This is a genomic window from Paraburkholderia caballeronis (assembly GCF_900104845.1).
In the GTDB taxonomy this organism is placed as follows: domain Bacteria; phylum Pseudomonadota; class Gammaproteobacteria; order Burkholderiales; family Burkholderiaceae; genus Paraburkholderia; species Paraburkholderia caballeronis.
Window position 1 is genome coordinate 446,635 of the sequence record NZ_FNSR01000002.1, and the last position, 23,008, is coordinate 469,642.

General features: G+C 69.8%; 22 protein-coding genes. 16 read left to right on the forward strand and 6 right to left on the reverse strand.

The window, feature by feature from the left end; genetic code table 11:
• Positions 1–46 precede the first annotated feature (46 nt).
• Positions 47–1,555, reverse strand: coding sequence for a form I ribulose bisphosphate carboxylase large subunit (locus tag BLV92_RS18480; protein WP_090547699.1), 1,509 nt, complete (start codon positions 1,553–1,555; stop codon positions 47–49).
• Between the two features lie 476 nt (positions 1,556–2,031).
• On the opposite strand from BLV92_RS18480, the gene pqqA reads away from it, so the two are divergent.
• The 3 genes from pqqA to BLV92_RS18495 all read left to right on the forward strand — a co-directional run bounded on the left by pqqA (position 2,032) and on the right by BLV92_RS18495 (position 3,589).
• Positions 2,032–2,106, forward strand: coding sequence for a pyrroloquinoline quinone precursor peptide PqqA (gene pqqA, locus BLV92_RS18485; protein ID WP_013342881.1), 75 nt, complete (start codon positions 2,032–2,034; stop codon positions 2,104–2,106).
• Between the two features lie 113 nt (positions 2,107–2,219).
• The gene (locus BLV92_RS18490; protein ID WP_090547701.1) at positions 2,220–2,837 is read left to right on the forward strand and encodes a DUF447 domain-containing protein; all 618 of its coding nucleotides are present in this window, start codon (positions 2,220–2,222) and stop codon (positions 2,835–2,837) included.
• Positions 2,834–3,589, forward strand: a complete 756-nt coding sequence (locus BLV92_RS18495; protein ID WP_090547702.1) for a (5-formylfuran-3-yl)methyl phosphate synthase — start codon at positions 2,834–2,836, stop codon at positions 3,587–3,589. Before BLV92_RS18490 ends, BLV92_RS18495 begins: the two co-directional genes overlap by 4 nt.
• Before the next feature lie 33 nt (positions 3,590–3,622).
• Here BLV92_RS18495 and BLV92_RS18500 read toward each other — a convergent pair whose 3' ends face one another.
• The 3 genes from BLV92_RS18500 to BLV92_RS18510 form a co-directional block, all read right to left on the reverse strand.
• On the reverse strand, positions 3,623–4,240 hold the full coding sequence (locus tag BLV92_RS18500; protein WP_090547704.1) for an amino acid kinase family protein: 618 nt from the start codon (positions 4,238–4,240) through the stop codon (positions 3,623–3,625).
• Between the two features lie 106 nt (positions 4,241–4,346).
• Positions 4,347–5,435 carry a hydantoinase/oxoprolinase family protein gene (locus tag BLV92_RS18505; RefSeq protein ID WP_244283935.1) on the reverse strand — a complete coding sequence of 363 codons (1,089 nt, stop codon included), beginning with the start codon at positions 5,433–5,435 and terminating at the stop codon, positions 4,347–4,349.
• A 14-nt stretch (positions 5,436–5,449) separates the two neighbouring features.
• Positions 5,450–6,520, reverse strand: coding sequence for an ATP-grasp domain-containing protein (locus tag BLV92_RS18510; protein ID WP_090547707.1), 1,071 nt, complete (start codon positions 6,518–6,520; stop codon positions 5,450–5,452).
• Positions 6,521–6,534: 14 nt separating this feature from the next.
• Here BLV92_RS18510 and BLV92_RS18515 point away from each other — a divergent pair, with 14 nt between their 5' ends.
• The 12 genes from BLV92_RS18515 to BLV92_RS18570 all read left to right on the forward strand — a co-directional run bounded on the left by BLV92_RS18515 (position 6,535) and on the right by BLV92_RS18570 (position 18,594).
• On the forward strand, positions 6,535–7,368 hold the full coding sequence (locus BLV92_RS18515; protein WP_090547708.1) for a HisA/HisF-related TIM barrel protein: 834 nt from the start codon (positions 6,535–6,537) through the stop codon (positions 7,366–7,368).
• Between the two features lie 352 nt (positions 7,369–7,720).
• Positions 7,721–9,151, forward strand: a complete 1,431-nt coding sequence (locus tag BLV92_RS18520) for a molybdopterin-binding domain-containing protein (protein ID WP_090547710.1) — start codon at positions 7,721–7,723, stop codon at positions 9,149–9,151.
• Complete coding sequence (locus tag BLV92_RS18525; protein ID WP_090547712.1) at positions 9,148–10,875, forward strand: formylmethanofuran dehydrogenase subunit A; 1,728 nt, start codon at positions 9,148–9,150, stop codon at positions 10,873–10,875. Before BLV92_RS18520 ends, BLV92_RS18525 begins: the two co-directional genes overlap by 4 nt.
• A complete protein-coding gene (gene fhcD / locus BLV92_RS18530; protein WP_090547713.1) occupies positions 10,872–11,843 on the forward strand; it encodes a formylmethanofuran--tetrahydromethanopterin N-formyltransferase in 972 nt (323 codons plus the stop codon). The genes BLV92_RS18525 and fhcD overlap by 4 nt, the downstream gene beginning before the upstream one ends.
• On the forward strand, positions 11,840–12,670 hold the full coding sequence (locus BLV92_RS18535; protein WP_090547715.1) for a formylmethanofuran dehydrogenase subunit C: 831 nt from the start codon (positions 11,840–11,842) through the stop codon (positions 12,668–12,670). The genes fhcD and BLV92_RS18535 overlap by 4 nt, the downstream gene beginning before the upstream one ends.
• A 167-nt stretch (positions 12,671–12,837) precedes the next feature.
• Positions 12,838–13,404, forward strand: a complete 567-nt coding sequence (locus BLV92_RS18540; RefSeq protein ID WP_090547717.1) for a cytochrome b — start codon at positions 12,838–12,840, stop codon at positions 13,402–13,404.
• A gap of 305 nt (positions 13,405–13,709) precedes the next feature.
• Positions 13,710–14,678 (forward strand): alpha/beta fold hydrolase, encoded by a 969-nt coding sequence (locus tag BLV92_RS18545; protein ID WP_090551161.1) that lies wholly within the window; start codon positions 13,710–13,712, stop codon positions 14,676–14,678.
• A complete protein-coding gene (gene pqqB, locus BLV92_RS18550) occupies positions 14,675–15,595 on the forward strand; it encodes a pyrroloquinoline quinone biosynthesis protein PqqB (protein WP_090547718.1) in 921 nt (306 codons plus the stop codon). Before BLV92_RS18545 ends, pqqB begins: the two co-directional genes overlap by 4 nt.
• Positions 15,596–15,707: 112 nt before the next feature.
• On the forward strand, positions 15,708–16,448 hold the full coding sequence (pqqC, locus tag BLV92_RS18555; protein ID WP_090547720.1) for a pyrroloquinoline-quinone synthase PqqC: 741 nt from the start codon (positions 15,708–15,710) through the stop codon (positions 16,446–16,448).
• On the forward strand, positions 16,445–16,732 hold the full coding sequence (pqqD, locus tag BLV92_RS18560; RefSeq protein ID WP_090547721.1) for a pyrroloquinoline quinone biosynthesis peptide chaperone PqqD: 288 nt from the start codon (positions 16,445–16,447) through the stop codon (positions 16,730–16,732). Before pqqC ends, pqqD begins: the two co-directional genes overlap by 4 nt.
• A 6-nt stretch (positions 16,733–16,738) precedes the next feature.
• Positions 16,739–17,929, forward strand: coding sequence for a pyrroloquinoline quinone biosynthesis protein PqqE (pqqE, locus tag BLV92_RS18565; protein WP_090547723.1), 1,191 nt, complete (start codon positions 16,739–16,741; stop codon positions 17,927–17,929).
• On the forward strand, positions 17,926–18,594 hold the full coding sequence (locus tag BLV92_RS18570; RefSeq protein WP_373681811.1) for a response regulator: 669 nt from the start codon (positions 17,926–17,928) through the stop codon (positions 18,592–18,594). The genes pqqE and BLV92_RS18570 overlap by 4 nt, the downstream gene beginning before the upstream one ends.
• On the opposite strand, the gene BLV92_RS18575 is transcribed toward BLV92_RS18570, so the two are convergent.
• On the reverse strand, positions 18,558–19,601 hold the full coding sequence (locus BLV92_RS18575) for a histidine kinase (RefSeq protein ID WP_090547725.1): 1,044 nt from the start codon (positions 19,599–19,601) through the stop codon (positions 18,558–18,560). The genes BLV92_RS18570 and BLV92_RS18575 overlap by 37 nt on opposite strands.
• A 246-nt stretch (positions 19,602–19,847) precedes the next feature.
• On the opposite strand from BLV92_RS18575, the gene BLV92_RS18580 reads away from it, so the two are divergent.
• Positions 19,848–22,193: a TonB-dependent receptor gene (locus tag BLV92_RS18580; RefSeq protein WP_090547726.1), complete on the forward strand. Its 2,346-nt coding sequence runs from the start codon at positions 19,848–19,850 to the stop codon at positions 22,191–22,193.
• Positions 22,194–22,260: 67 nt separating this feature from the next.
• On the opposite strand, the gene BLV92_RS18585 is transcribed toward BLV92_RS18580, so the two are convergent.
• A complete protein-coding gene (locus BLV92_RS18585) occupies positions 22,261–22,734 on the reverse strand; it encodes a hypothetical protein (RefSeq protein WP_090547728.1) in 474 nt (157 codons plus the stop codon).
• Positions 22,735–23,008: the final 274 nt, after the last annotated feature.

A 23,008-nucleotide genomic window follows, 5' to 3' on the forward strand; every position in this document is an offset into this window, starting at 1 on the left:
AACAACACGAAGTCGCACCGTTGCATGGATCGGGCCAGCGGCGCGCTCACGCGACGGCCGGCGTGACCGCATAGTCGGGCGTGTCGGTGGATGCGTAGTTGAACGTCACGTCCTTCCACGTGTCGAGCGCCTGCTTCAGCGGCGTGCACCAGCGGGCGGCCGCTTCGAGAATGTCCGGCCCCTCGTTCGCGATGTCGCGCCCTTCGTTGCGCGCCTTCACCATCGCTTCGAGCGCGACGCGGTTCGCCTGCGCGCCCGCCTGGATGCCGGACGGATGCCCGATCGTGCCGCCGCCGAATTGCAGCACGGCGTCGTCGCCGAACAGGTCGAGCAGTTGATGCATCTGTCCCGCGTGGATGCCGCCCGAAGCCACCGGCATCACCTTGCGCAAGCCGGCCCACGGCTGCTCGAAGAAGATGCCGCGCGCGAGATCCACGTCGTTGCGCATCTCGCGGCACACGTTGTAATAACCCTGCACCACGAGCGGATCGCCTTCGAGCTTGCCGACCGCCGTACCCGCATGCGCGTGATCGACGCCGGCCATCCGCAGCCACTTCGCGATCACCCGGAACGAGATGCCGTGGCTGCGCTGCCGCGTGTAGGTGCCGTGTCCCGCGCGATGCAGATGCAGCACCATGTCGTTGCGGCGTGCCCACTTCGACATCGACTGGATCGCGGTCCAGCCGATCACGAGGTCGATCATCACGATGCACGAGCCGAGTTCCTTCGCGAACTCCGCGCGCTCGTACATGTCCTCCATCGTCGCGGCGGTCACGTTCAGATAGTGGCCCTTCACCTCGCCGGTCTCGGCCTGCGCGCGGTTCACCGCCTCCGTCGCGAACAGGAAGCGGTCGCGCCAGTGCATGAACGCCTGCGAGTTGATGTTCTCGTCGTCCTTCATGAAGTCGAGGCCGCCCTTCAGCCCTTCGTAGACCACGCGCCCATAGTTCTTGCCGGACAGGCCGAGCTTCGGCTTCACGGTCGCGCCGAGGAGCGGTCGGCCGTATTTGTCGAGCCGTTCGCGCTCGACGACGATGCCGGTCGGCGGTCCCTGAAAGGTCTTCAGGTACGCGACCGGAATGCGCATGTCTTCGAGACGCAGCGCCTTGAGCGGCTTGAAGCCGAACACGTTGCCGATGATCGACGCGGTCAGGTTCGCGACCGAGCCTTCCTCGAACAGATCGAGGTCATATGCGATGTACGCGAAGAACTGCGGCTCGGCCGCGTTCGACGCCGGCACCGGCTCGACCCGATACGCCTTCGCGCGATACATGTCGCACGCGGTGAGCCGGTCGGTCCACACGACCGTCCACGTCGCGGTCGACGATTCGCCGGCCACCGCCGCCGCCGCTTCCTCCGGCTCGACGCCCGGCTGCGGCGTGATGCGGAACAGCGCGATCACGTCGGTGTCCTTCGGCGTGTAGTCGGGCTGCCAGTAACCCATCTCGCGGTACTTCATCACGCCCGCCGCGTAGCGTTCGCGCGGATCGCCCGCGTTGCGTGTGCGGTGCGCGTCGCGCGCCGTGTCGATCGCCGCCTTGCTGAAGTCGTTCATCGCTCGTCCTCGAAGTGTGCGAGCGCATCGTCCGGCCGATGATGAAGCGGCGATGCGTGTCGCGTGAACCTGTGCTGCAATGTAGGCAACCCGCGCGCACATGAAAATTCACGAATTCATTCGCCAGCGTTAAGCGATGCGTTATCCAACGCGAGGTGGACATGAGATCCGTTGATCCGCGCAAACGAAAGGCTCCCGAATGAAAACGGTGACACCGGCACCCCTGCCCGAACGCGATGCAACACTTTGCTGCGATTCGGTGACAGTCGCGGCCTGGGGCCTAAGCAGCGGCTCGATAACGATCGCTCAGCCCGGCCATTGCGCGTCGTTCGCCATTCGCGTCGCAACGGCATGCGGTTCGCGGCTGCCATGCCGGCTCCGGCATGAAGATTGCGTGAACGTCGATGCCCGCGATGCGTCGGCATTCCGCCGCGCGACGGGTTCATGTGTGACAGCCAGAATGGAGGGACGTAGTGATGCAATGGACGACACCGAGCTACACCGATATGCGTTTTGGTTTTGAAATCACGATGTATATCGCAACGCGCTAGCCCCGCACGGGCCGCGTTGCGCGGCCCTGTTGCGGTTAGCGCGGTTCCCGCAGCCTCGCTGCGGCCTGACTGACACCGCCGGCCCGTGGCGCCGTGCGACATGCGTTCCCACCATGATCCACGAAACGATCGTCACCACGGCCGCACCTGACGGCCGGCCCCACATCGCGCCGATGGGCGTGCGGCGCGAAGGCGAGCACGTGATCCTCGCGCCGTTCCGGCCGTCCGCGACGCTCGACAACATCGTTTCGACGCGTGTCGCGGTCGTCAACTACACGACCGACGTGCGCATTTTCGCCGGCTGCGTGACGCGCAGCGCGACCGACTGGCCGACCGTGCGCGCGACGCGCGTCGCCGGCATCCGGCTCGCGTCGCCGCTCGCGCACGACGAACTCGAACTCGACGAATTCCGCGACGACCCGCAGCGGCCGGTGCTGAAGATGCGCCGCGTGCATCAGGAAACGCATGCGCCGTTTACCGGCTTCAACCGCGCGCAGACGGCGGTCGTCGAAGGGGCGATCCTCGTGAGTCGCCTGTTCATGCTGCCCGCCGCCAAGGTCGATGCGGAGATCGCTTATCTCCAGATCGCAATCGACAAGACCGCCGGCGACGTCGAGCGCGTCGCATGGGAATGGCTGCTCGACGCGATCGCCCGGCACCGCGCGGCGGCGAACGCTGAACCCGACGCGCACCCCGACATGCTGCACCCGACCTCCGGAGAAACCCGATGACTGCCTTGCTCGTGAGCGTGCGTTCGCACGACGAAGCGCTCGACGCCGCCGGCGCCGGCGCGGAACTGATCGACCTGAAGGAGCCGCGCGACGGCGCGCTGGGCGGCCTGCCGGTGGCCGAGATCGCGCGGATCGCGCGCGAGGTCCGCGCGCGTTTTCCGGTGAAGCCGATCAGCGCGACGATCGGCGACCTGCCGTCCGACGCGCTCGATGCCATCGCGGAACGCGTGCAGGCCGTCAGCGACGCGGGCGTCGATTACGTGAAGGTCGGCGTCACGCAGGGGCCGTCGGCGCGCGCGTGCCTCGATCTGCTCGCGGGGCTGCCGGCGTCGGTGGTGCCGGTGCTGCTGTGCGACGCGGGCGCGGACGACGGGATGGTTTCGCACGCCGCATCGCTCGGTTTCGTCGGCGTGATGTTCGATACGCTCGGCAAGGACGGGCGCACGCTGTTCGATCACGTGGACGACGCGACGCTCGCGCGCTGGATGCGCGAGATCGGCAGACGCGGCGCGATGACCGGACTTGCCGGGTCGCTCGGATGGGCGCAACTCGATTCGGTGCGCGCGCTCGCGCCGGATTTCGCGGGCTTCAGGGGCGCGGTGTGCGCGGATGGGCGCGGATCGCGGCTCGATCCGCGGAGGGTCGCGCAGTGGGTGGAAGCGCTGCATCGGGCGCGCAGCGCCGGGATCGCGGCTGCGCCGCTCAATCCGTCCGCACAGCGCGACGGCGGCGCGGCGCGGCCGGCTTCCTGAAGCGCATCGACGGGGCGGCGCGCCGTCGTTCGATCACACCCCGCCCCGCGCGACAAACCCCTGCGTCACCGGCTCGTTCAACAGCCGGTCGCGCATCAACTCGACGTTGTCCTTCCCGATCAGTTCGACCACATAATTCGCGTCCCGCACGTAATCGAAGAAACGCCGGTCCACCACGCCGTTCTGCGCGAACGTCTCCAGCGGCTCGTCCGGATCGATCGGGCAGGACTTCACGACCATCAGCCGTTCCGCGTTCAGCATCGTCGACAGCCACGCGGCGAGGCTGTCCGACGTCGTGTCCCAGTTGCTCATCGCGTCCGGCGTGTCGCGCATCAGCGCGGTCGGCACCCAGACCGCGACACGGCCGTCGCGCAGCGCGCGGCGAACCTTCGCCTCGCTCGACGCGATCACCAGATCCGGCAGCACGCCCTGCATCATCAGCCCGTACTGCGTCATCGCCAGCAGACACATGTTGTGCGCGGCGAGGTCGTCGAACTGCCACTCGCTCTGGTATTGCCGCACGCGATCCGCGAAATCGCCGCCGCCCGGCACGATCACGACCCGCCCGCCGCCAACCTCGCGCAACTCCGTCAGCCACAACCGCAGCGACGGATCGTGACTCAGGCTTCCCCCGATCTTGACCACCCACATGTCCGTGTTCCTCGCTTCCGGTTAGCCCCGTTCTGCTGCCTGTATCGTTCGGCGGCCCGCTTCGGTTCGCATCGACCGGGCGGCGCTCTGCCCGCATGACCGCGCATCACGCGAACGCCGCCGCGTCGCGCGCCGCGAGCAACGCGACCGCAACGCCCGGCGCGCATGTCGCGGCCCACGACGCGCATTGCGCCGGCACGCCGGCCAGTTCGCCGAAGTCCACATAGTCGCGCCGCGTCTCGCGCGCCAGCGCCTCCACCAGAAACCGCCCGCACCCCGCGCCGACCAGCGGCGCATCCGCCAGCCGCGGATGCGCGCCGGTCACGCTCGCGAGATTCGCCGCGAGCGTATCCCGTTGCACCGCGCGCCAGCGTCGCGCGAATTCGAGCCATGCCTGCACGTCCGCTTCATGGGCATCGCGGCCGATCATCCGCGCGAGCCGCGCGCGGCTCGCCAGCAGCGTCTTCGGCCCGTTGTCGGCCGCTGGATACAGGTCGTGCACGGGATCGAGTTCGCCGGTCAGCCGGTACACGTCGGCTGTCGTCGCGAACCATTCGTTCATCACGTTCGTCTCGACGCCGTCGAAAACGACCCGATGCGCGAGCCCGCACAGCGGCGTGCGCACGACACCGTGATAAACGAGTTCGCCGCTCGCGAGCCGCGCGGCGTCGGTATGCCCTGTCGCGACGACGCGCGCCTGCTCGACCGGCACGAGGTCCGTCGTCGTGCTGCCGATGTCGATCAGCACCGCGTCGGCGAGCCGCGACGCGACGCAATGCGCGGTCGCGAGCCAGTTCGCGGACGCGACGCGTTGCCAGCCATCGCGGCACGCGTCCGCATCGAGCCAGCCGGCGTCGCCCGCATAAAAGCGCAGCGGTCCGCGCAGCCGCGCCGCGAGCGCGCGCGCGATCGCATCGACGCCGTGCGCGCGGTCCTCGAACAGATCGACCATCTCGCCGGTCATCGTAACCGCGTGCACGGCGTCGGTTTCGCGCGCGCGCGGCCAGCGTTCGAACACGAGGTCGAGGGTGCGATCGAGAAAATCGAGCCCCTGCCACAGCGGACAGGCCCATTGCGCGACGTCGGCCACGTTGCCCCGGTCGCCGAGCATCGACACCTTCACATGCGCGCCGCCGACGTCCCAGCCGAACACCGGCCGCCCATCCACCGCAACGGATGCCGCGCGCGCCGGCAGTTCCACGCGCGCGTTCACGACGACGCTCCCGCAGTGCAACCCGCCGTGCAACCGGCCGTGCAACCCGCCGTGCATCCGGCGTCGAGTCCGTCCACGCGCGCGCCGACCATTCGCAGCAACCGGCTCGCCACGTTATGCCCGAGCGCGGCCGACATCCCCGCATACGCGACCGTCACGCGCGGATTGATCTCGACGACGACCGGCCCGCGCTGCGGATGCCACACGAGATCGATGCCGACGAACCCGCGCAGCCCTGGCAGCACCGCGGCGACGCGCTGCGCAAGGCCGTCGAGCGCGCGGCCCTGGGCGCTCGCGAGCGGAATCTGCGCGACGTCCACGCCATCGAATTCGACCACGGCCGGCCGAAACGCGGCCGGGTCGGCAACGCTCAAGCCGATCCGCTGGCGATTGACGCTGAGCAGCGTCGCGCCGCCGTCGCCGCAGGCGAGCGACAGGCTGAGCGGCTCGCCGTCGACCCAGCGCTGCAACACCGGATTACGCCCGTCCGCCGCGCGCGCATCGTACTCGCCGCACGCGTGGTCGAAACGGTCGAACACGAACGTATCGAGGCCGCCCGCGCCGTCGTCGGGCTTCACGACCCAGCGGCCCGCGCGGTCCGCGGGCGCGTCGCCCGGCTCGACGGAAGGCGTCGCGTCGATCCCGTGCGCGGCCAGCAGCGCGGCGGTGGCGCTCTTGCTCGACGCGACGCGGATCGCCTCCTTCGTGCAGCCGAGCCAGCGCGCGGAGCCGACCGCGTCGTGCATCCGCATCAGCAGTCCGTCGCACTCGGGCGCGACGATCCACGCATAATCGTGCTCGCGCGCAGCGCGCGCGACGAACGCGGTCATCGTTTCGCCGTCGCGCGCGACGCACTCGCGGCGCGCGGGGTCCGGCGCCTCGAAGCGCGAGCGCGCGACGCTCACCTCGACGCCGTCGCCGAGCGCGTGCAGATCGGCGGCGAGCGCGTCGCGCATCACGCGGCCCTCGACGATCAGCGCACTCAGGTCCGCGAGGCTCGTGGCCGCGGACTGCGCCGGGTCGGTGCCGCCGCCGGTGAGATACTCATAGACGAAGATCCTGGTCAAAGGAATGGTTCTCCATGCAGCTCATACCCGTTATCGATCTGCTCGACGGCCACGCGGTGCGCGCGGTGCGCGGCGAACGCGACAGCTACCGGCCGATCCGTTCGTCGCTCGCGGCGACGAGCGAGCCGGTCGCGATCGGCCGCGCGCTCGTCGCCGCGAGCGGCGCGCAGACGCTGTACGTCGCCGACCTCGGCGCGATCCTGCAACGCGGCGCGCATGCGGCGACGCTCGCCGCGCTGCTGGCCGCGCTGCCCGGCGTCGCGATCTGGATCGACGCGGGTTTCGCGAGCCACGCAGCGATGCTCGCTTACTTCGATGCGATCGCGCGCGCGCTCCCCGCTTCGTCGTCCGCTGTGGACACCCCCGCCATCATTCAGCCCGCTTCATCCGCTTCTTCACCCGCTTCTTCACCCGCCTCTTCATCCGCTTCCGACGCCGCGCGGCTGCGCACGCGCATCGTCCCCGTGTTCGGCACCGAGTCGCTGACCGACCCCACCGCGCTGCGCGAAGCCGGACACGCGGGTTTCGCGCCGATCCTGTCGCTCGACCGCCGCGCGGGCCGGCTGCTCGCCGCCGACGCGCTGGCCCGCGACGACGACCCCGCGCAATGGCCGCAACGCGTGATCTCGATGACGCTCGACCACGTGGGCAGCTACGCCGGCCCCGATGTCGCGACGCTCGCGCAACTGCGCGAACGCGCGCCGCGCGGCACGCAGTTGATCGGCGCGGGCGGCATCCGCGACCGCGACGACCTGCGGCTCGCCCGCCAGAGCGGCGCGCATGCATGGCTCGTCGCGTCGGCGCTGCACGACCGGCGCCTCGACGAACCGGCCGCCGCGCAGCCCTGAGGTCTAAGGTCCGCCATGCCCGCTCGCGAACGGCGCGCAAGCCGCGCCTGTTGTCGCTGACCACGGTAGCGCGTGCTCACAAGTTCCATGCCAATCGGCGCGCGCGACACGGCGCAGCCCTTCAAGGCGCTTGCAGCGCCGCGCGTCCCCGCGAGGTGACACTTTGCTCCGGCGCCGCGCACAACCTGTGCGGCCCGCAACGCGCGGCGCGCGGCGCCCTCGGTGCCGTTCCGCACCAGTCCCGCGCGCGGCGTGCACGCATTCCTGCCGCGCGCTCGGGCCCCGTAGCGCGCCGCGCGACCCGGCCCGGAACACCGGTTTGCATCGGCACGGACCTTGCTGAACACGCCGCATGTCCTCGACACCCCCACATGGATCGGCGGCCGACGTATCGTCGAACTGGGTCTGCCCGTTCTGCGCGCTGCTATGCGACGACGTGACGATCCGCGCGTATGCCGACGGCACGCTCGACGCCCCGGACGCGCGCTGCCCGAAACTCGCGCACGCGCTGGCCGGCTACAGCGGCACGGACGCGCAATGCAGCGCGTCGATCGACGGCGCGCCGGTCTCGGCCGCCGACGCGCTCGACCGCGCCGCACAACGGCTCGCCCGCGCGCATAGCCCGCTGTTCGGCGGCCTCGCGACCGACGTCGCCGGCGCGCGCGCGTTGTACCCGCTCGCGGCCGCGTGCGGCGCGGCGCTCGATCATCTGCATGGCGAAACGCTCGCCCCCGCGATCCTCGCGCAGCAGGATCGCGGCGCGCTGTTTACGACGCTCTCCGAAATCCGCACGCGCGCGGACCTCATCGTCGTGTTCGCATGCCGGCCGGCCGAACGGCAGCCGCGCTTTTACGAACGCGCACTCGGTCAACCCGGCGACGGCGGTTTCGCGCGCCGGATCGTGTTCGTCGGCTGCGACGCGGACCCCGCCGCGACCGCCTATGCGAGCCGCAGCGCGGACGTGACGGTCGAAACGCTGCTGGCCGATGCCGATCCGTACGACACGCTCGCGCGCTGGTCCGCGCGGGTCGAGAGCCGCAGCGGCGCGGCGCAGCGCAGCGGCGACGACACCGCGACGCTCGCCGCGCTGGTCGAGCGGATCGCCGGCGCGCGTTACACCGCGTTCGTGTACGAACCGGCTGCGCTGCCCGGCGACCATACCGCGCTGCTGATCGAAGCGTTGAGCCGGATCGTAAAGGCGGTGAACCGCACGACGCGCGGCGGCGCACTCGCGCTCGGCGGCGGTGACGGCGCGGCGACGGTCAACCAGACGCTCACCTGGCTGTCCGGGATGCCGCTGCGCACGCGCATCGCGAAACCGGCGCGGCTCGCGGGCGAACCGCCGCTCGATCACGACCCGTATCGGTATCGCACCGCGCAACTGCTGGAACGCGGCGAGACCGATCTGCTGCTGTGGATCGCGAGCTTCGGCGCGGAACCGCTGCCGGCCGCGCTCGCTCCGGCCGTCCCGGCGATCGTGCTCGGGCATCCGGCGCTGGCCGCCCAGCTCGCCGCGCGCGGCGCATCGACGGTGTTCATCCCGGTCGCGACGCCGGGCATCGACGCGGGCGGGCATCTGTTCCGCGTCGATGGTCCAGTGGTGCTGCCGCTCGCCGCCGCGCGCGGGCTGCCGCTGCCCGGCGTCAATGACGTCGTCGCGAAGCTCGCGGAGCGCGTCGCCGCGCTGGCCGGCGGTTCAAACGCGTCGGCTTCAAACGGCATCGCAGCGATCCCGCTCGCCGTCGCTTCCGGCGCCGCGCCGCACGCCGGAGCGTCCGCATGAGCCTGATCCGGCTGAAAGGCGGCCTCGTCTACGATCCGGCGAACCGCATCGACGGCGAACGCCGCGACGTCGCGTTCCGCGACGGCCGCATCGTCGATGCGCCGGCGAACGAACCCGCCGACCGCGAGTACGACGCGACCGGCATGATCGTGATGGCCGGCGGCATCGACCTGCATTCGCACATCGGCGGCGGCAAGACCAACCTGTCGCGCCTACTGCTGCCCGAAGACCATCGCGACGACCCGCTGCGCGCCGCATCGTACGAAGCCGCGCAGGACGCGAACGGCCGTTATCTGCGGCTGCCGTCGTGCGGCGTCTGCACGCCCGGCACGCTCGCGACCGGCTACCGCTATGCGGAGATGGGCTACACGGCCGCGTTCGAGCCGGCGATGATGCCGTCGAACGCACGCCACACGCATCTGGAGATGGGCGACACGCCGATCATCGACCACGGCGCGTACGTGATGCTCGGCAACGACGAACTGTTCCTGCGGATGCTCGCCGCGCGCGACAACTTCGAGCAACTGCGCGACTACGTCGGCTGGACCATCCACGCGAGCAAGGCGCTCGGCGTGAAGGTCGTGAATCCGGGCGGCATCTCCGCGTTCAAGTTCAACCAGCGCGCGCTGAACGTCGACGAGCCGCACGTCCACTACGGAATCACGCCGCGCGACGTGCTGCAAACGCTCACGCGCGCGCTGACCGAGCTGCGCATCCCGCATCCGCTGCACGTGCATGCGAGCAACCTCGGCGTGCCGGGCAACCAGGACTCGACGATCGCGACGATGGACGCGGCCGAAGGCCTGCCGATCCACCTGACGCACATCCAGTTCCACAGCTACGGCGACGAAGGCCCGCGCAAGTTCTCGTCCGGCGCGCGGCGCATCGCGGAGGCCGTGAACGCGCGCAGCAACGTGACGATCGACGTCGGGCAGATCATCTTCGGACAGACTGTCACCGCGTCCGGCGACACGATGATGCAGTTCCGCAACGCGCCGCTCGCGCGGCCGCACAAGTGGGTGCTCGGCGACATCGAATGCGACGCCGGCTGCGGCGTGGTGCCGTTCCGCTACCGCGAGCAGAGTTTCGTGAACGCGCTGCAATGGATCATCGGCCTCGAAATCTTCCTGCTGATCGACGACCCGTGGCGCGTGTCGATGACGACCGACCATCCGAACGGCGGCCCGTTCACGAGTTATCCGCATCTGATCCGCCTGCTGATGGACAAGTCGTTCCGCGACGAGCAACTGGCGAAGCTGCATCCGGACGCGCCGGTCGCGAGTTCGCTGCCCGAATTGAAGCGCGAGTTCTCGCTGTACGAGATCGCGATCATCACGCGCGCCGGGCCGGCGCGCCTGCTCGGGCTGGCCGATCGCGGCCACCTCGGCGCGGGCGCGGCGGCGGACATCGCCGTGTATCGCGACGACCCAGACCGCGAGCGGATGTTCACGTCGCCCGCCTACGTGTTCAAGGACGGCGAACTGGTCGCGCGCGACGGCACGCTGGTCGCGACGCCGACGGGCGGCATCCACTTCGTGTCGCCGGAGTTCGACCCCGGCATCGAAAAGACGCTGCGCGCATACAGCGAAAAAAACCTCGCGACGAACTTCGCGCACGCGGGCATCGGCCACGACGAACTGTGCGAATGCTGCCGCGGCGGCCGGCTGCTGCCGGTCGCCTGCTTCGGCGCGTCCTCCCCTTCCGACCCAGCGCCGTCACGATGAGCGACCCCACGCCCCTGACGATCAACGGCACCGCGATCGACGCGACGTTCGCGGAAGCGTTCCCGATGAAGGCGACGCGGCTCGTCATCACCGCGCGCACCGCCGCGTGGGCGCGCGAGGCGGCGGTGTCGCTGACCGGCTTCGCGACGTCGGTGATCGGCTGCGGCTGCGAGGCGGGCATCGAACGCATGCTGGCGCCGAACGACACGCCGGACGGCCGGCCGGGCGTGGCGGTGCTGCTGTTCGCGGTGTCGTCGAAGGAACTCGCGAAGCAGATCGGCCGGCGCGTCGGCCAGTGCGTGCTGACGTGCCCGACCACGGCGGTGTACGGCGGCATCGATCCGGCGGCGAGCGCCGCGCCGCTTTCGGATGCCGCGCCGCTCGGCAGCGGGCTGCGTTTCTTCGGCGACGGCTGGCAGATCGCGAAGATGATCGATACCGGGAACGGACCCACGCGTTATTGGCGCGTGCCGGTGATGGACGGCGAGTTCGTCTGCGAGGACACCGCGCAGACCGTGAAGGCGGTCGGCGGCGGCAACCTGCTGCTGCTCGCGCGCGACCTCGATGCGGCACTCGTCGCGGCCGAAGCGGCGGTCGCGGCGATGCGCCGGCTGCCGAACGTCGCGATGCCGTTTCCGGGCGGCGTCGTGCGCTCCGGCTCGAAGGTCGGATCGAAATACGCGGGCGCGAGCGCATCGACGAACGACGCGTTCTGCCCAACGCTCGTCGGCCTGTCACCGAAGAGCGAACTGACGAGCGAGGTCGGTTCGGTGCTGGAGATCGTGATCGACGGACTGACCGAGGCCGATGTCGCGGCCGCGATGAAGGCCGGCATCGACGCGGCGACGCGTCTGGGCCGCGCGGCCGGCGTGCTGCGGATCTCGGCCGGGAACTACGGCGGCAAGCTCGGGCCGTATCACTTTCATCTGCATGCGCTGGCGGCGGAACTGGGTGGAGCGCGCGCATGAGCACGACCACGCTGCGAGCCAGGACCACCCCCGAATCCCGCGTCGATGCGTCCGCGCTGCTGCCCGCCGCGCTCGCGGGCCTGGCGGTCGCGGATGTCGAGCGGCTGACGCTGCCGGCCGGCAACGATGCGTACAGGGTCGGCGACCTGTTCGACGTATCGCGCACCGATGCGGCGGCCGGTAGCGAAGCAGGCCCGACGCTCGCGATCGAAGCCGCGGGCGCATGGCTCGACCGCATCGGCGCGCGAATGGAGACGGGCCGGCTGATCGTGCGCGGCGCGGCTGGCGACTACGCGGGACTGCGAATGACCGGCGGCACGCTCGCGATCGAGGGCGACGCGGGCGGCTTCGCCGGCTGCGAGATGCGCGGCGGCCGGCTCAACGTGGCCGGAAACTGCGGCGACTTCGCGGCCGGCGCGCTGCCCGGCGACATGGAAGGCATGGCCGGCGGCACGCTGACGATCCGCGGCCATGCGGGCGCGCGGCTCGCGGACCGGATGCGGCGCGGCCTCGTGCTGGTCGGCGGCGACGCGGGCCCGTTCGCGGCGGCGCGGCTCGTCGCCGGCACAGTCGGGATCGCCGGCGCGCCCGGCCCGCATTATGCCTATGGGATGCGGCGCGGCACGCTGCTGCTCGCGCGCGAGCCGGCGTCGCTGCCGCCGACGTTCAGCGAAGGCGGACGCGGCTTCGAGGTGTTCTGGGCGCTGCTCGCGCGCAGCCTCGCGGATGAAATCGAACCGTTCTCGTCGTGGCGCACGCCGCCGCGCGCGCGGCTGACCGGCGATCTCGCGGTGGACGGCCGCGGCGAGATCCTGATCGCCGGCTGATGCCACGGGCCGCGCCCGGAGCCGCGCGCGGCAGTGCCGCGCCGGCCCCGCGAATACGCATTATGCTTGGAGTGGTGCTCGTCAGAAGCATGACTGACTAACGGCTTTGGATGGGACCGGAGCAGACGCCATCGTAGCGGCCAACCCCGGTCGACAAAGGAGACAGCATGACGACCCTGCACGCCCCGCCGGCATCGCAGGCGGGCGCGCCGCATCCGGCCCGCTACACGCCGCTGCAGATCGCGCTGCACTGGCTGGTCGCGCTCGGCATCGTCGCGCTGCTCGCGCTCGGTCTCTACATGGTCGGGCTGCCGCGCGGACTGCCGCTGAAGTCGGTGCTGCTGAACCTGCACAAATCGCTCGGGCTCACGGTTTTCCTGCTGGTGCTGATCCGCATCGCGGCCCGGGCGGCCCGCAGTGCGCCGCCTCTGCCGCCGATGCGGCCGTGGCAACGCGCCGCCGCGCGCACTACGCAGGGTCTTTTATACGTGGGAATGGTCGCGATGCCGGTCACCGGTTATCTCGGCTCGTCGTTCAACCGGTACGGCACGCGCTTCTGGGGCATTCCGCTGCCGCAGTGGGGCTGGGACGACGCGCATCTGCGCGAACTGTTCTTCGGGCTGCACGAGTTCATCGCGTGGGTGATGATCGCGCTGATCGTACTGCATCTGCTCGGCGCGCTGAAGCATCAGCTGATCGACCGGGACAACCTGCTCGCGAGGATGTGGCGATGAGCGCGCGCGACGCCGTGGCCGGCATCGAACGGAGACGCGGGGCGCGCGGCACTGCGCACGCGTCGTCGCGGCGCGCGCATCGTGCGGCGGCGAACGCGGCGACGATCGACGGATCGCGTAGCGTAGCGTCAGTGGGATCGCCGCAGGACCGCCCGTCGCCGGCAACGGATTTCACGCAACCCTCGATGAACCAATCGCGTCATGGTGCAGCATCGCCGCCCGACGTTCGATCGCAATCGCAATCGCATGAACAGGAGGCTCCGACGCAACCCGCCATCGCCACGCCGTCGCAACATCCGCATCGCATGACCGCGCCGCGCTTCTCGCTGCTGCGCACGCGCGACGGCCATCGGATCGCCTACGCGGTCGCCGGCGCGGCGGACGGCGTGCCGGTCGTCGCGCTGCACGGCGGCCCCGGCAGCGGCAGTCAGCCATCGACCGCGCGGCTGTTCGATCTCGCGCGCGTGCGCGTCGTGCTGATCGACCAGCGCGGCGCGGGCGTTTCGCGTCCGCACGGCAGCGTGCGCCGCAACGACACTGCTCGGCTGATCGACGACATCGAGACCGTGCGCCGGCATCTCGGCATCGCGCGCTGGGGCGTGCTCGGCGGTTCGTGGGGCGCGTCGCTCGCGCTCGCTTATGCGGGCCGGCACCCGGAAGCGGTCACCGGCGTCGTGCTGCGCGGCCTGTTCCTGACGTCCGCGCGCGAGGTCAGCGGCCTGTTCGTCGCGTCGCGGCGGCGCGCGCCGCGCGAATGGCTGCGGCTGCGCCGCGCGGCCGGCTGTGAAACCGGTACACGCCCCGCCGCGCTGCTGTCGCGCTGCCAGGCCGCGCTGCAACGCGGCGCGAACGGCGCGACGCAACGCGCGGTCGCGCTCGCATGGCGCGACTATGAAAACGCGGTGCTCGCGTCCGCACGCCCCGGCCGCGCCGGCGGCCGGACGACCCGCACGTCGCGCCGCCGCGCCGACAAACTCGCCGGCAAATACCGCGTACAGGCGTTTTATCTGCGTCACCGCTGCTGGCTGGGCGAGCCACGGCTTCTCACGCTCGCGCGCCGCGCGGCGGCGGCCGGCGTGCCGCTCGTCGCGCTGCACGGCCGCCGCGATCCGGTCTGCCCGCCCGCGAATCTCGGCCGTCTCGCGCGTTCGGTGCCGTCCGCGCGCGTCGAATACATCGCGAACGCAGGCCATCTCGCAACCGATCCGCGCCTGCGCAAGCCGTTGATGCGCTCGCTCGCAACGATGTTCGTCACGGAGGCTCGCGGCCAATGAAGATCAAGGTACTCGGCTCGTCGGCGGGCGGCGGTTTCCCGCAGTGGAACTGCAACTGCCGCAACTGCGACGGCGTGCGGCGCGGCACGCTGAACGCGAGACGGCGCACGCAGTCGTCGATCGCGGTCAGCGCGAACGGCGAGGACTGGCTGCTCGTAAACGCGTCGCCGGACCTGCTCGCGCAGATCGCCGCGAATCCCGAACTGCAACCGGCGCGGCGCACGCGCGACACCGGCATCGCGGCGGCGCTCGTGATCGACGCGCAGATCGACCACGTGACCGGCCTGCTGATGCTGCGCGAGCGCGACACGCCGCTGCCGCTGTACGCGACCGATGCGGTGTGGGACGACCTGTCCACCGGTTTTCCGGTCGCGCCGATCCTGTCGCACTACTGCGGCGTCGAGCATCGGCGCATCGCACTCGACGGCGCGCCGCTGTCGCTCGCCGAACTACCCGGCGTGCAGATCGACGCGCTGCCGCTGTCGAGCAAGGCGCCGCCGTACTCGCCGCACCGCCATGCGCCCGCGCGCGGCGACAACCTCGGCCTGACGATCACGAACCCGCGCAGCGGCCGCCGCGCGTTCTACGCGCCGGGCCTCGGCGCGATCGAGCCGCACGTGCTCGACGCGATGCGCGAAGCGGATCTTCTGCTCGTGGATGGAACCCTGTGGACCGGCGACGAGATGATCCGGCTGGGGCTGTCGAACAAGACCGCCGCCGACATGGGCCACCTGCCGCAGTCGGGGCCGGGCGGCATGATCGAGGTGCTCGATTCGCTCGGGCCGCGCAAGATCCGCAAGGTGCTGATCCACATAAACAACACGAACCCGATCCTCGTCGAGGACGGGCCGGAACGGCGCGTGCTGGCAGAACACGGGATCGAGGTCGCGAGCGACGGCATGACGTTCGAGCTTTGACGCGGCGGCCGACGAACCGACGACCGAAACGAACAATACGCAGGAACACGAAGAACGCACAAGCGACGGAGAGCCCGGCAACGAACGCAGCACCATTCACGCAGGAGAGAAGATGAACGCGAAGGACACGTTTGGCACCGCCCCGGTACGCGCGAACACGAACGACGAACCCGCGTGGACGCGCGACGCATTCGAGGCGCGGCTGCGCGCGAAGGGCGCGGGCTACCACATCCATCATCCGTTCAACGTGAAGCTGAACAGCGGCGGCTGCTCGCCCGCGCAGATCCGCGGCTGGGTCGCGAACCGCTTCTACTACCAGATCAACATCCCGCTGAAGGACGCGGCCGTGATGTCGAACTGCCCGGACCGGACCACGCGCCGCCGCTGGGTCGCGCGCATTCTCGACCACGACGGCCACGGCGGCGACGAAGGCGGCATCGAAACGTGGGCGCGGCTCGGCGACGCGGTCGGCATCGACCGCGACGAACTGTGGTCGTTGCAGCACGTCGCGCCGGGCGTGCGCTTCGCGGTCGATGCCTATGTGAACTTCGCGCGCCGCGCGCCGTGGCAGGAGGCGGTGTGCTCGTCGCTGACCGAGATGTTCGCGCCGCAGATCCACAAGGACCGGCTCGCGACGTGGCCGCAGCATTATCCGTGGATCGAGCCGGACGGGCTCGCGTACTTCCGCTCGCGGATACCGCTCGCGCAGCGCGACGTCGAGCACGGCCTCGAAGTGACGCTCGACTACTTCACGACGCGCGCGCAGCAGGAACGCGCGCTCGAAATCCTGCAGTTCAAGCTCGACATCCTGTGGTCGATGCTCGACGCGATCGAAAAGGCGTTCCCGGAATGAACGACACGCAACGAGACCCGTCCGCCGGCGCGTCCGGCCATCCGAAACTCCGCACGCTGTTCCGCATGCAATGGGAGCCGGCGCAGGAGGCGTTCGTGCTGCTGTATCCGGAAGGGATGGTGAAGCTGAACCAGAGCGCCGCCGAAATCCTGAAGCGTTGCGACGGCACGCGCGACGTCGCCGCGCTCGTCGCGGATCTGGAGCAGGCGTTCAACGCGACCGCACTCGCGCCCGACGTCGAGGCGTTCCTTGCCGAAGCGCACCGGCGCGGCTGGCTGGAGTAGCACACGATGACCGATCTCTCGACACCCGTTTCCCCGCAGGCTCAGCCGGCCGCCGGCGCGTCCGGCGCGCCGCAGGTCGCGCCGCCGCTGTGGCTGCTCGCCGAACTGACGTACCGCTGCCCGCTGCATTGCGTGTTCTGCTACAACCCCGTGGATTACACGGCGCATCGCGACGAACTCGACACCGCGCAATGGGTGAAGGTGCTGCGCGAAGCGCGCGCGATCGGCGCGGTGCAACTGGGTTTTTCCGGCGGAGAGCCGCTGTTGCGCGACGACCTCGAACAACTGGTGGACGAAGGCCATCGGCTCGGCTTCTACACCAACCTCATCACGTCCGGCGTCGGCCTCACCGACGCGCGGCTCGGCGCGCTGAAGGAAGCCGGTCTCGATCACATCCAGCTGTCGTTCCAGGACTCGACGCAGGAACTGAACGACTTCCTCAGCAGCACGCGCACGTTCGACCTGAAGAAGCGCGTCGCGGACTCGATCAAGCGGCACGGCTTCCCGATGGTGCTGAACTGCGTGCTGCATCGGTACAACCTTCCGCACGTCGAGAAGATCATCGACATGGCGCTCGCGCTCGGCGCGGAATATCTGGAACTCGCGAACACGCAGTACTACGGCTGGGCGCACGCGAACCGCGACCAGCTGCTGCCGACGCGCGAGCAACTGGAGCACGCGGAAGCCGTCGTCGAACGTTATCGCCGCACGCACGGCAACCAGTGCCGCATTTTCTTCGTCGTGCCGGACTACTTCGAGAACCGGCCGAAGGCGTGCATGAACGGCTGGGGCTCGGTGTTCCTCGGCGTCGCGCCGGACGGCGCCGCGCTGCCGTGCCATACCGCGCGCAGCCTGCCGGGCCTCACGTTCCCGAACGTGAAGGACACGCCGGTGCGCGACATCTGGTACGACAGCGACGCGTTCAACCGCTTTCGCGGCTACGCATGGATGAAGGAGCCGTGCCGCAGTTGCGGCGAGCGCACGCGCGACTTCGGCGGCTGCCGCTGCCAGGCGTATCTGCTGACCGGCGACGCGGCGAACACCGACCCGGTCTGCGACCTGTCTCCGCTGCACGAACAGGTAGTCGATGTCGTGCGCCGCGCGGCGGCGGCCGCCGATGTGCGCGAGCAGCCGATCGTGTTCCGCAACGACGCGAACTCGCGCCGCTTCGCTTCCGGCAAGGGAGGCCCGCAATGATGCACACCGGCATTTCCGTGCTGCTCGTCGACGACCATGCGGTCGTGCGCGAAGGCTACCGGCGGCTGCTCGACCTCGAACCGGACATGTGCGTGAGCGGCGAGGCCGCCGACGCCGCGCACGCGTACCAGCGCTTCTGCGCGCAGCCGCCGGACGTCGTCGTGATGGACCTGTCGCTGCCCGGCGCGAGCGGCATCGAGGCGATGCGGCGGATGCTCGCGCGCGAGCCGGACGCGCGCGTGCTGATGTTCAGCGTGCACGAGGAGGCGATCTTCGTGCGCCGCGCGCTCGACGCGGGCGCGCTCGGCTACGTGACGAAAGCGAGCGCGCCGGACGTGCTGGTCGAAGCGGTGCGCGCGGTCGCGCGGCGGGTCCGTTATCTGAGCCCCGACGTCACGCAGGCACTCGCCATGCGCCACGCGTTCCATGAGGGGCCGCCGGGGCGTCAACTGTCCGCGCGCGAGTTCGAGGTGCTGAGGCTGCTGGTGCAGGGGTATACGCTGCCGAGCATCGCGGAGAAACTCGGCGTGAGCCAGAAGACCGTCGCGAATCATCAGTCCGCGATCCGCCAGAAGTTCGGCGCGGACAACGGCGTGCAACTCGCGCGGATGGCGAGCCGCCTCGGCCTTCAGTTCACGGCGACCGGTTCCGCCAGCCCCGCGTGAGCGGGCACCCGCGCGCAGAACATGAAGCCGTTGCCCGGCTCGCTCGCGATCCGGAATTCGCCGCCGAGCGCCTCGACGCGCTCGCGCATCCCGATCAGCCCGAGGCCCGCGCGCGGCGCGGCCAGATCGACGCCGGGGCCGTCGTCGGCCATCGTGACGACGATCTCGTCGACGCCGCCCGCGTCCCGCGTTTCCTCGCGCATTTCCGGTTCGTCCCGGCCGTCCACCGCGTCGCGCGGCGCGCGCACCAGGTAGATTTCGACGCGCGATGCGCGCGCGAACTTCGACACGTTCGTCAGCCCTTCCTGCACGAGCCGGTATAGCGTGATGTTCAGGCGGTCGCTCAGGCCGCCGAAGTCGCCTTCGATCGCGAGCGAGAACGTCGCGTCCGGCAGCCGCTCGCGCCAGCCGTCCACGCAATGCTCGATCGCGGTCGCGAGCCCAAGCTCGTCGAGGCCGGTCGGCCGCAGCCGGCGGATCATCGTGCCGATCTGCCGGTACACGTGCGTCGCGCTCGACACGACGTTCAGCGCGAGCCGGTGCGTCTCGGCATCCCGTTGCGCCGACAGGTCGCGAATGCGCGCGCCGTCGAGCGAGATCGCGTTCAGGTACTGGCCCAGTTCGTCGTGAAGCTCGCGCGCGAGATGGCGGCGCTCGCGCTCCTGCGCATCGTTCGCCTGGACGACCAGACGCCGGTTGTCGTCGAGCAGCCGTTCGGCCTCTTTTTCGAGCGCGTGGCGGCGCACCAGTTCGCGTTGCAGTTCGCGCCAGCGCCGCCACGCAAACCACGCGAGGCCGAGCGCGAGCATCAGCAGCGTCGCGGGCAGTTCGTCCAGTTGAAAACGTTCCGCGCGGCGCGTCCAGCGGTATGCGAGTTCGCTCACGTCGAAGCTCACGCACAGCGCCGCGACGATCGCCGTCACGACGACCACGCATGCAAGGTCGCGCCACACCGTCGATGACGGCGGCCGGCTCGAAGCGGAACGGGGGGCGTTTTCGCGTGGCATCACGAGCGCATTCTAACCGCGCGCGCATCGCGAACGCGGCATTGACCCCGCTTTGGGAAACGTTCCCTGTCACTTCGGGAAATTCTCCCAAGCCGTTCCGCAAACCGTGTGTAAAGCTCCTGTCAACCGCGCGCGACTGCCGGCGCGGCCCGCGAGAAACAAAGACAGCCCGGCCGCTTTCCTCCCGCGCCGGCATATGGGCGAGATCCATGGACGAAAACCATGGGCGAGACAAGAGAGACAACCATGTGCAGACCTGACCTCCTCCCGTCATGGCCGCGCTTTCGTCGGCGCGCCGGCCTCACCCTGTTCTTCGGCACCGCGCTCGCGGGCGCGCCGCCCGCCGTGTGGGCGCAGGCCGCGCCCGAGGCGGCGTCCGCCGTCGCGGTCACGCCCGCGGCCGGGACCGCCGCGAACACCGCCGCGCCGGCCGGACCCGAGCGCCAGCTTGCGCCGATCGTCGTGATCGGCACGACGCCGCTCCTCGGCATCGGCACGCCGCTCACCCAGGTGCCGGCCAACGTGCAGACCGTGCGCGGCGCGGACATCGACCGCCAGCACCACTCGACGCTGACCGACTTCTTCGAGAAGAACGTGCAGAGCGTCGCGATCAACGAGGCGCAGGGCAACCCGTACCAGGTGGACGTCAACTATCGCGGCTTCACCGCGTCGCCGCTGCTCGGCACGCCGCAGGGGCTGTCGGTGTTCATGGACGGCGTGCGGATCAACGAGCCGTTCGGCGACGTCGTGAACTGGGACCTGATTCCGCAGCAGGCGATCGACACGATCCAGCTGATCCCCGGCTCGAACCCGACCTATGGGCTGAACACGCTCGGCGGCGCGCTCGCGATCACGACGAAGAACGGCCGCGACAACCCCGGCGGCTCGGCCGAGATCAGCGGCGGCTCGTGGGGACGCAAGACCGCGCAACTGGAACAGGGCGGCACGATCGGCCAGAACCTCGACTACTACGCGACCGGCAACCTCACGAACGACAACGGCTGGGCCGACCACAATTCGAGCCGCGTGCGCCAGGGCTTCGGCAAGCTGCGCTACAAGGATGCGGACACGACGCTGTCGCTGTCCGCCGGCGGCGCGGACAACGACCTGCAAGGCTCGCAGACGATCCCGCGCTCGTTCCTCGACAACCGCCGCCAGGCGTACACGTTCCCGGACCAGAACAAGAACAGCGCCGCGTACGTGACGCTGAACGGCGACCACTACTTCAACGACAACGTCGAACTGAGCGGCAACGTGTACTACCGCCACTTCGACAACACGAACATCAGCAGCAACACCAACGGCGACTTCGACCCGGACGACGACGACTCGCCGCAAGGCACCAACGAACGCTCGGACGTGACGACCGACAGCTACGGCGCGAGCCTGCAACTGACGCTGCTCGGCAAGGTGCTGGGGATGAAGAACCAGCTCGTCGCGGGCGCCGCCGCCGATTTCGCGAACACGCGTTATCAGGAGTCGTCGCAGGACGCGTTCTTCACGCCGTCGCGCGCGACGATCGGCATCGGCGACTACGACCTCGAAACCGACGCGAAGACGCGCAACGCGAACTACGGGCTCTACGTGAGCGACACGCTGTCGATCACCGACCAGTGGTCCGCGACGTTTTCCGGCCGTTACAACTGGGCGCGCGCGAACATCGCGGATCAGACCGGCGAGCAGCCGGGGCTGAACGCGCGCCATACGTTCTCGCGCTTCAACCCCGCGTTCGGCGTCAACTGGAACCCAGTGCCGGGTTTCACCGCGTATGCGACGTACAACGAGGGGATGCGCTCGCCGACCGCGATCGAACTCGCGTGCGCGGACCCGAGCGCGCCGTGCTCGCTGCCGAACGACTTCCTGTCCGACCCGGCGCTGAAGCCGGTGGTGTCGAAAACGTTCGAGGTCGGCGCGCGCGGCCGGGTCGGCTCGGCGACGACGTGGAGCGTCGCCGCGTTCCGCACGACGCTGTCCGACGACATCCAGTTCATCAGCAGCGCGGTGACCGCGAATCAGGGCTTTTTCCAGAACGTCGGCAAGACCCGCCGCCAGGGCTTCGAACTCGGCGGGCATACGCAGTGGGGGCCGGTCGGCGTCGGCGCGAACTACAGCTACGTCGACGCGACGTATCAGTCGACGTGGACCGAGAGCAGCCCGAGCAATTCAAGCTCGGACGGGAACGGCAACATCACCGTGCATTCCGGCGACCGCATTCCGGGCATCCCCGCGAACACGGTGAAGCTGCGGCTCGACTACACGCCGCTGTCGGCACTGAACTTCGGCGCGAACCTGACGTGGCGCGGCAGCATCTTCGCGCGCGGCGACGAGAACAACCAGGACTCGAACGGCAAGATCCCCGGGTACTTCCTCGTCGATCTCGACACGACGTGGAACGTGACGAAGCAGTTGCAGGTGTTCGCGCTCGTGACGAACCTGCTGAACAAGCGTTATGCGAGCTTCGGCGTGCTCGGCGAGAACTTCTTCACCGGGCCGGGTCGGACGTTCGACGGGACCAATCCGGCCAACGAGCAGTTCGTCGGCGTGGGTGCGCCGCGCGGGGCGTGGGTCGGGTTGAGGTATGCGTGGAAGTAGTCCGGTGGACGCGGCGGCATGACCCAGGCGCGGTGCGCGTGTGCGCCGCCGCGTTCCGGTCCGCAGGCTAGAACAGCGAATCGAACGTCCGCAGCAGCCACGCCATCGGCGCGGACATGCCGAAGAACTGAAGAATCAGCGCGATCGCGCATACGATGACGAGCGCCTTCACCGCGAACTTGACGATATGGACCGCCGCGAAGAAGAACACGCCGGCGAGCAGTCCCGCGAACGCAGCGAGCAACGCGCGCGCGCCCAGCACGGGCCACGAGAGATGGAGCGCGGTCAGCGCATACAGCGCGTAACCGACGACGAACAGCATCGCCCCCGATCGCGCGCTGCCCGACAACGTGAACGGCGCATGCGGCTGCGGCTGCACCTCGCGCGGCGCGGCCCCGCCGTAGTGAGGCACGAGCGGGCTGCTCGTCGTCTCGCGCATCCAGGCCTCGCGGGCGCGCAGGCCCTCCCGATACGCTTCGTTGTCTCTTCCATTGGGCAGCAGGCCTTGCCTGCCCCGGTTCCAGTCTTCGTCGTAACTCATGGGTCGCTCCACCGACGGACACGCGAGCTACGTTAAGGGTAGTGTAAAGACGCGGACATTCAAGACGCATTGCCGAGCACCATGCGCCACAATCCTCGCCTTGTCCGCCTTCCGGTGACTGTCCCCGTTCTTCGATGCGTGCCGTCCCCGCTCGACAAAGCCGGGAGCCGCGCATTGCGCTGACGAATGACGAATGCGGCCGCGCGGCCGCACTCATCGCACGCTGCGGGCAAACGAAAAAGCCCCGGTTTCAGCCGGGGCTTTGCTCCGTCAT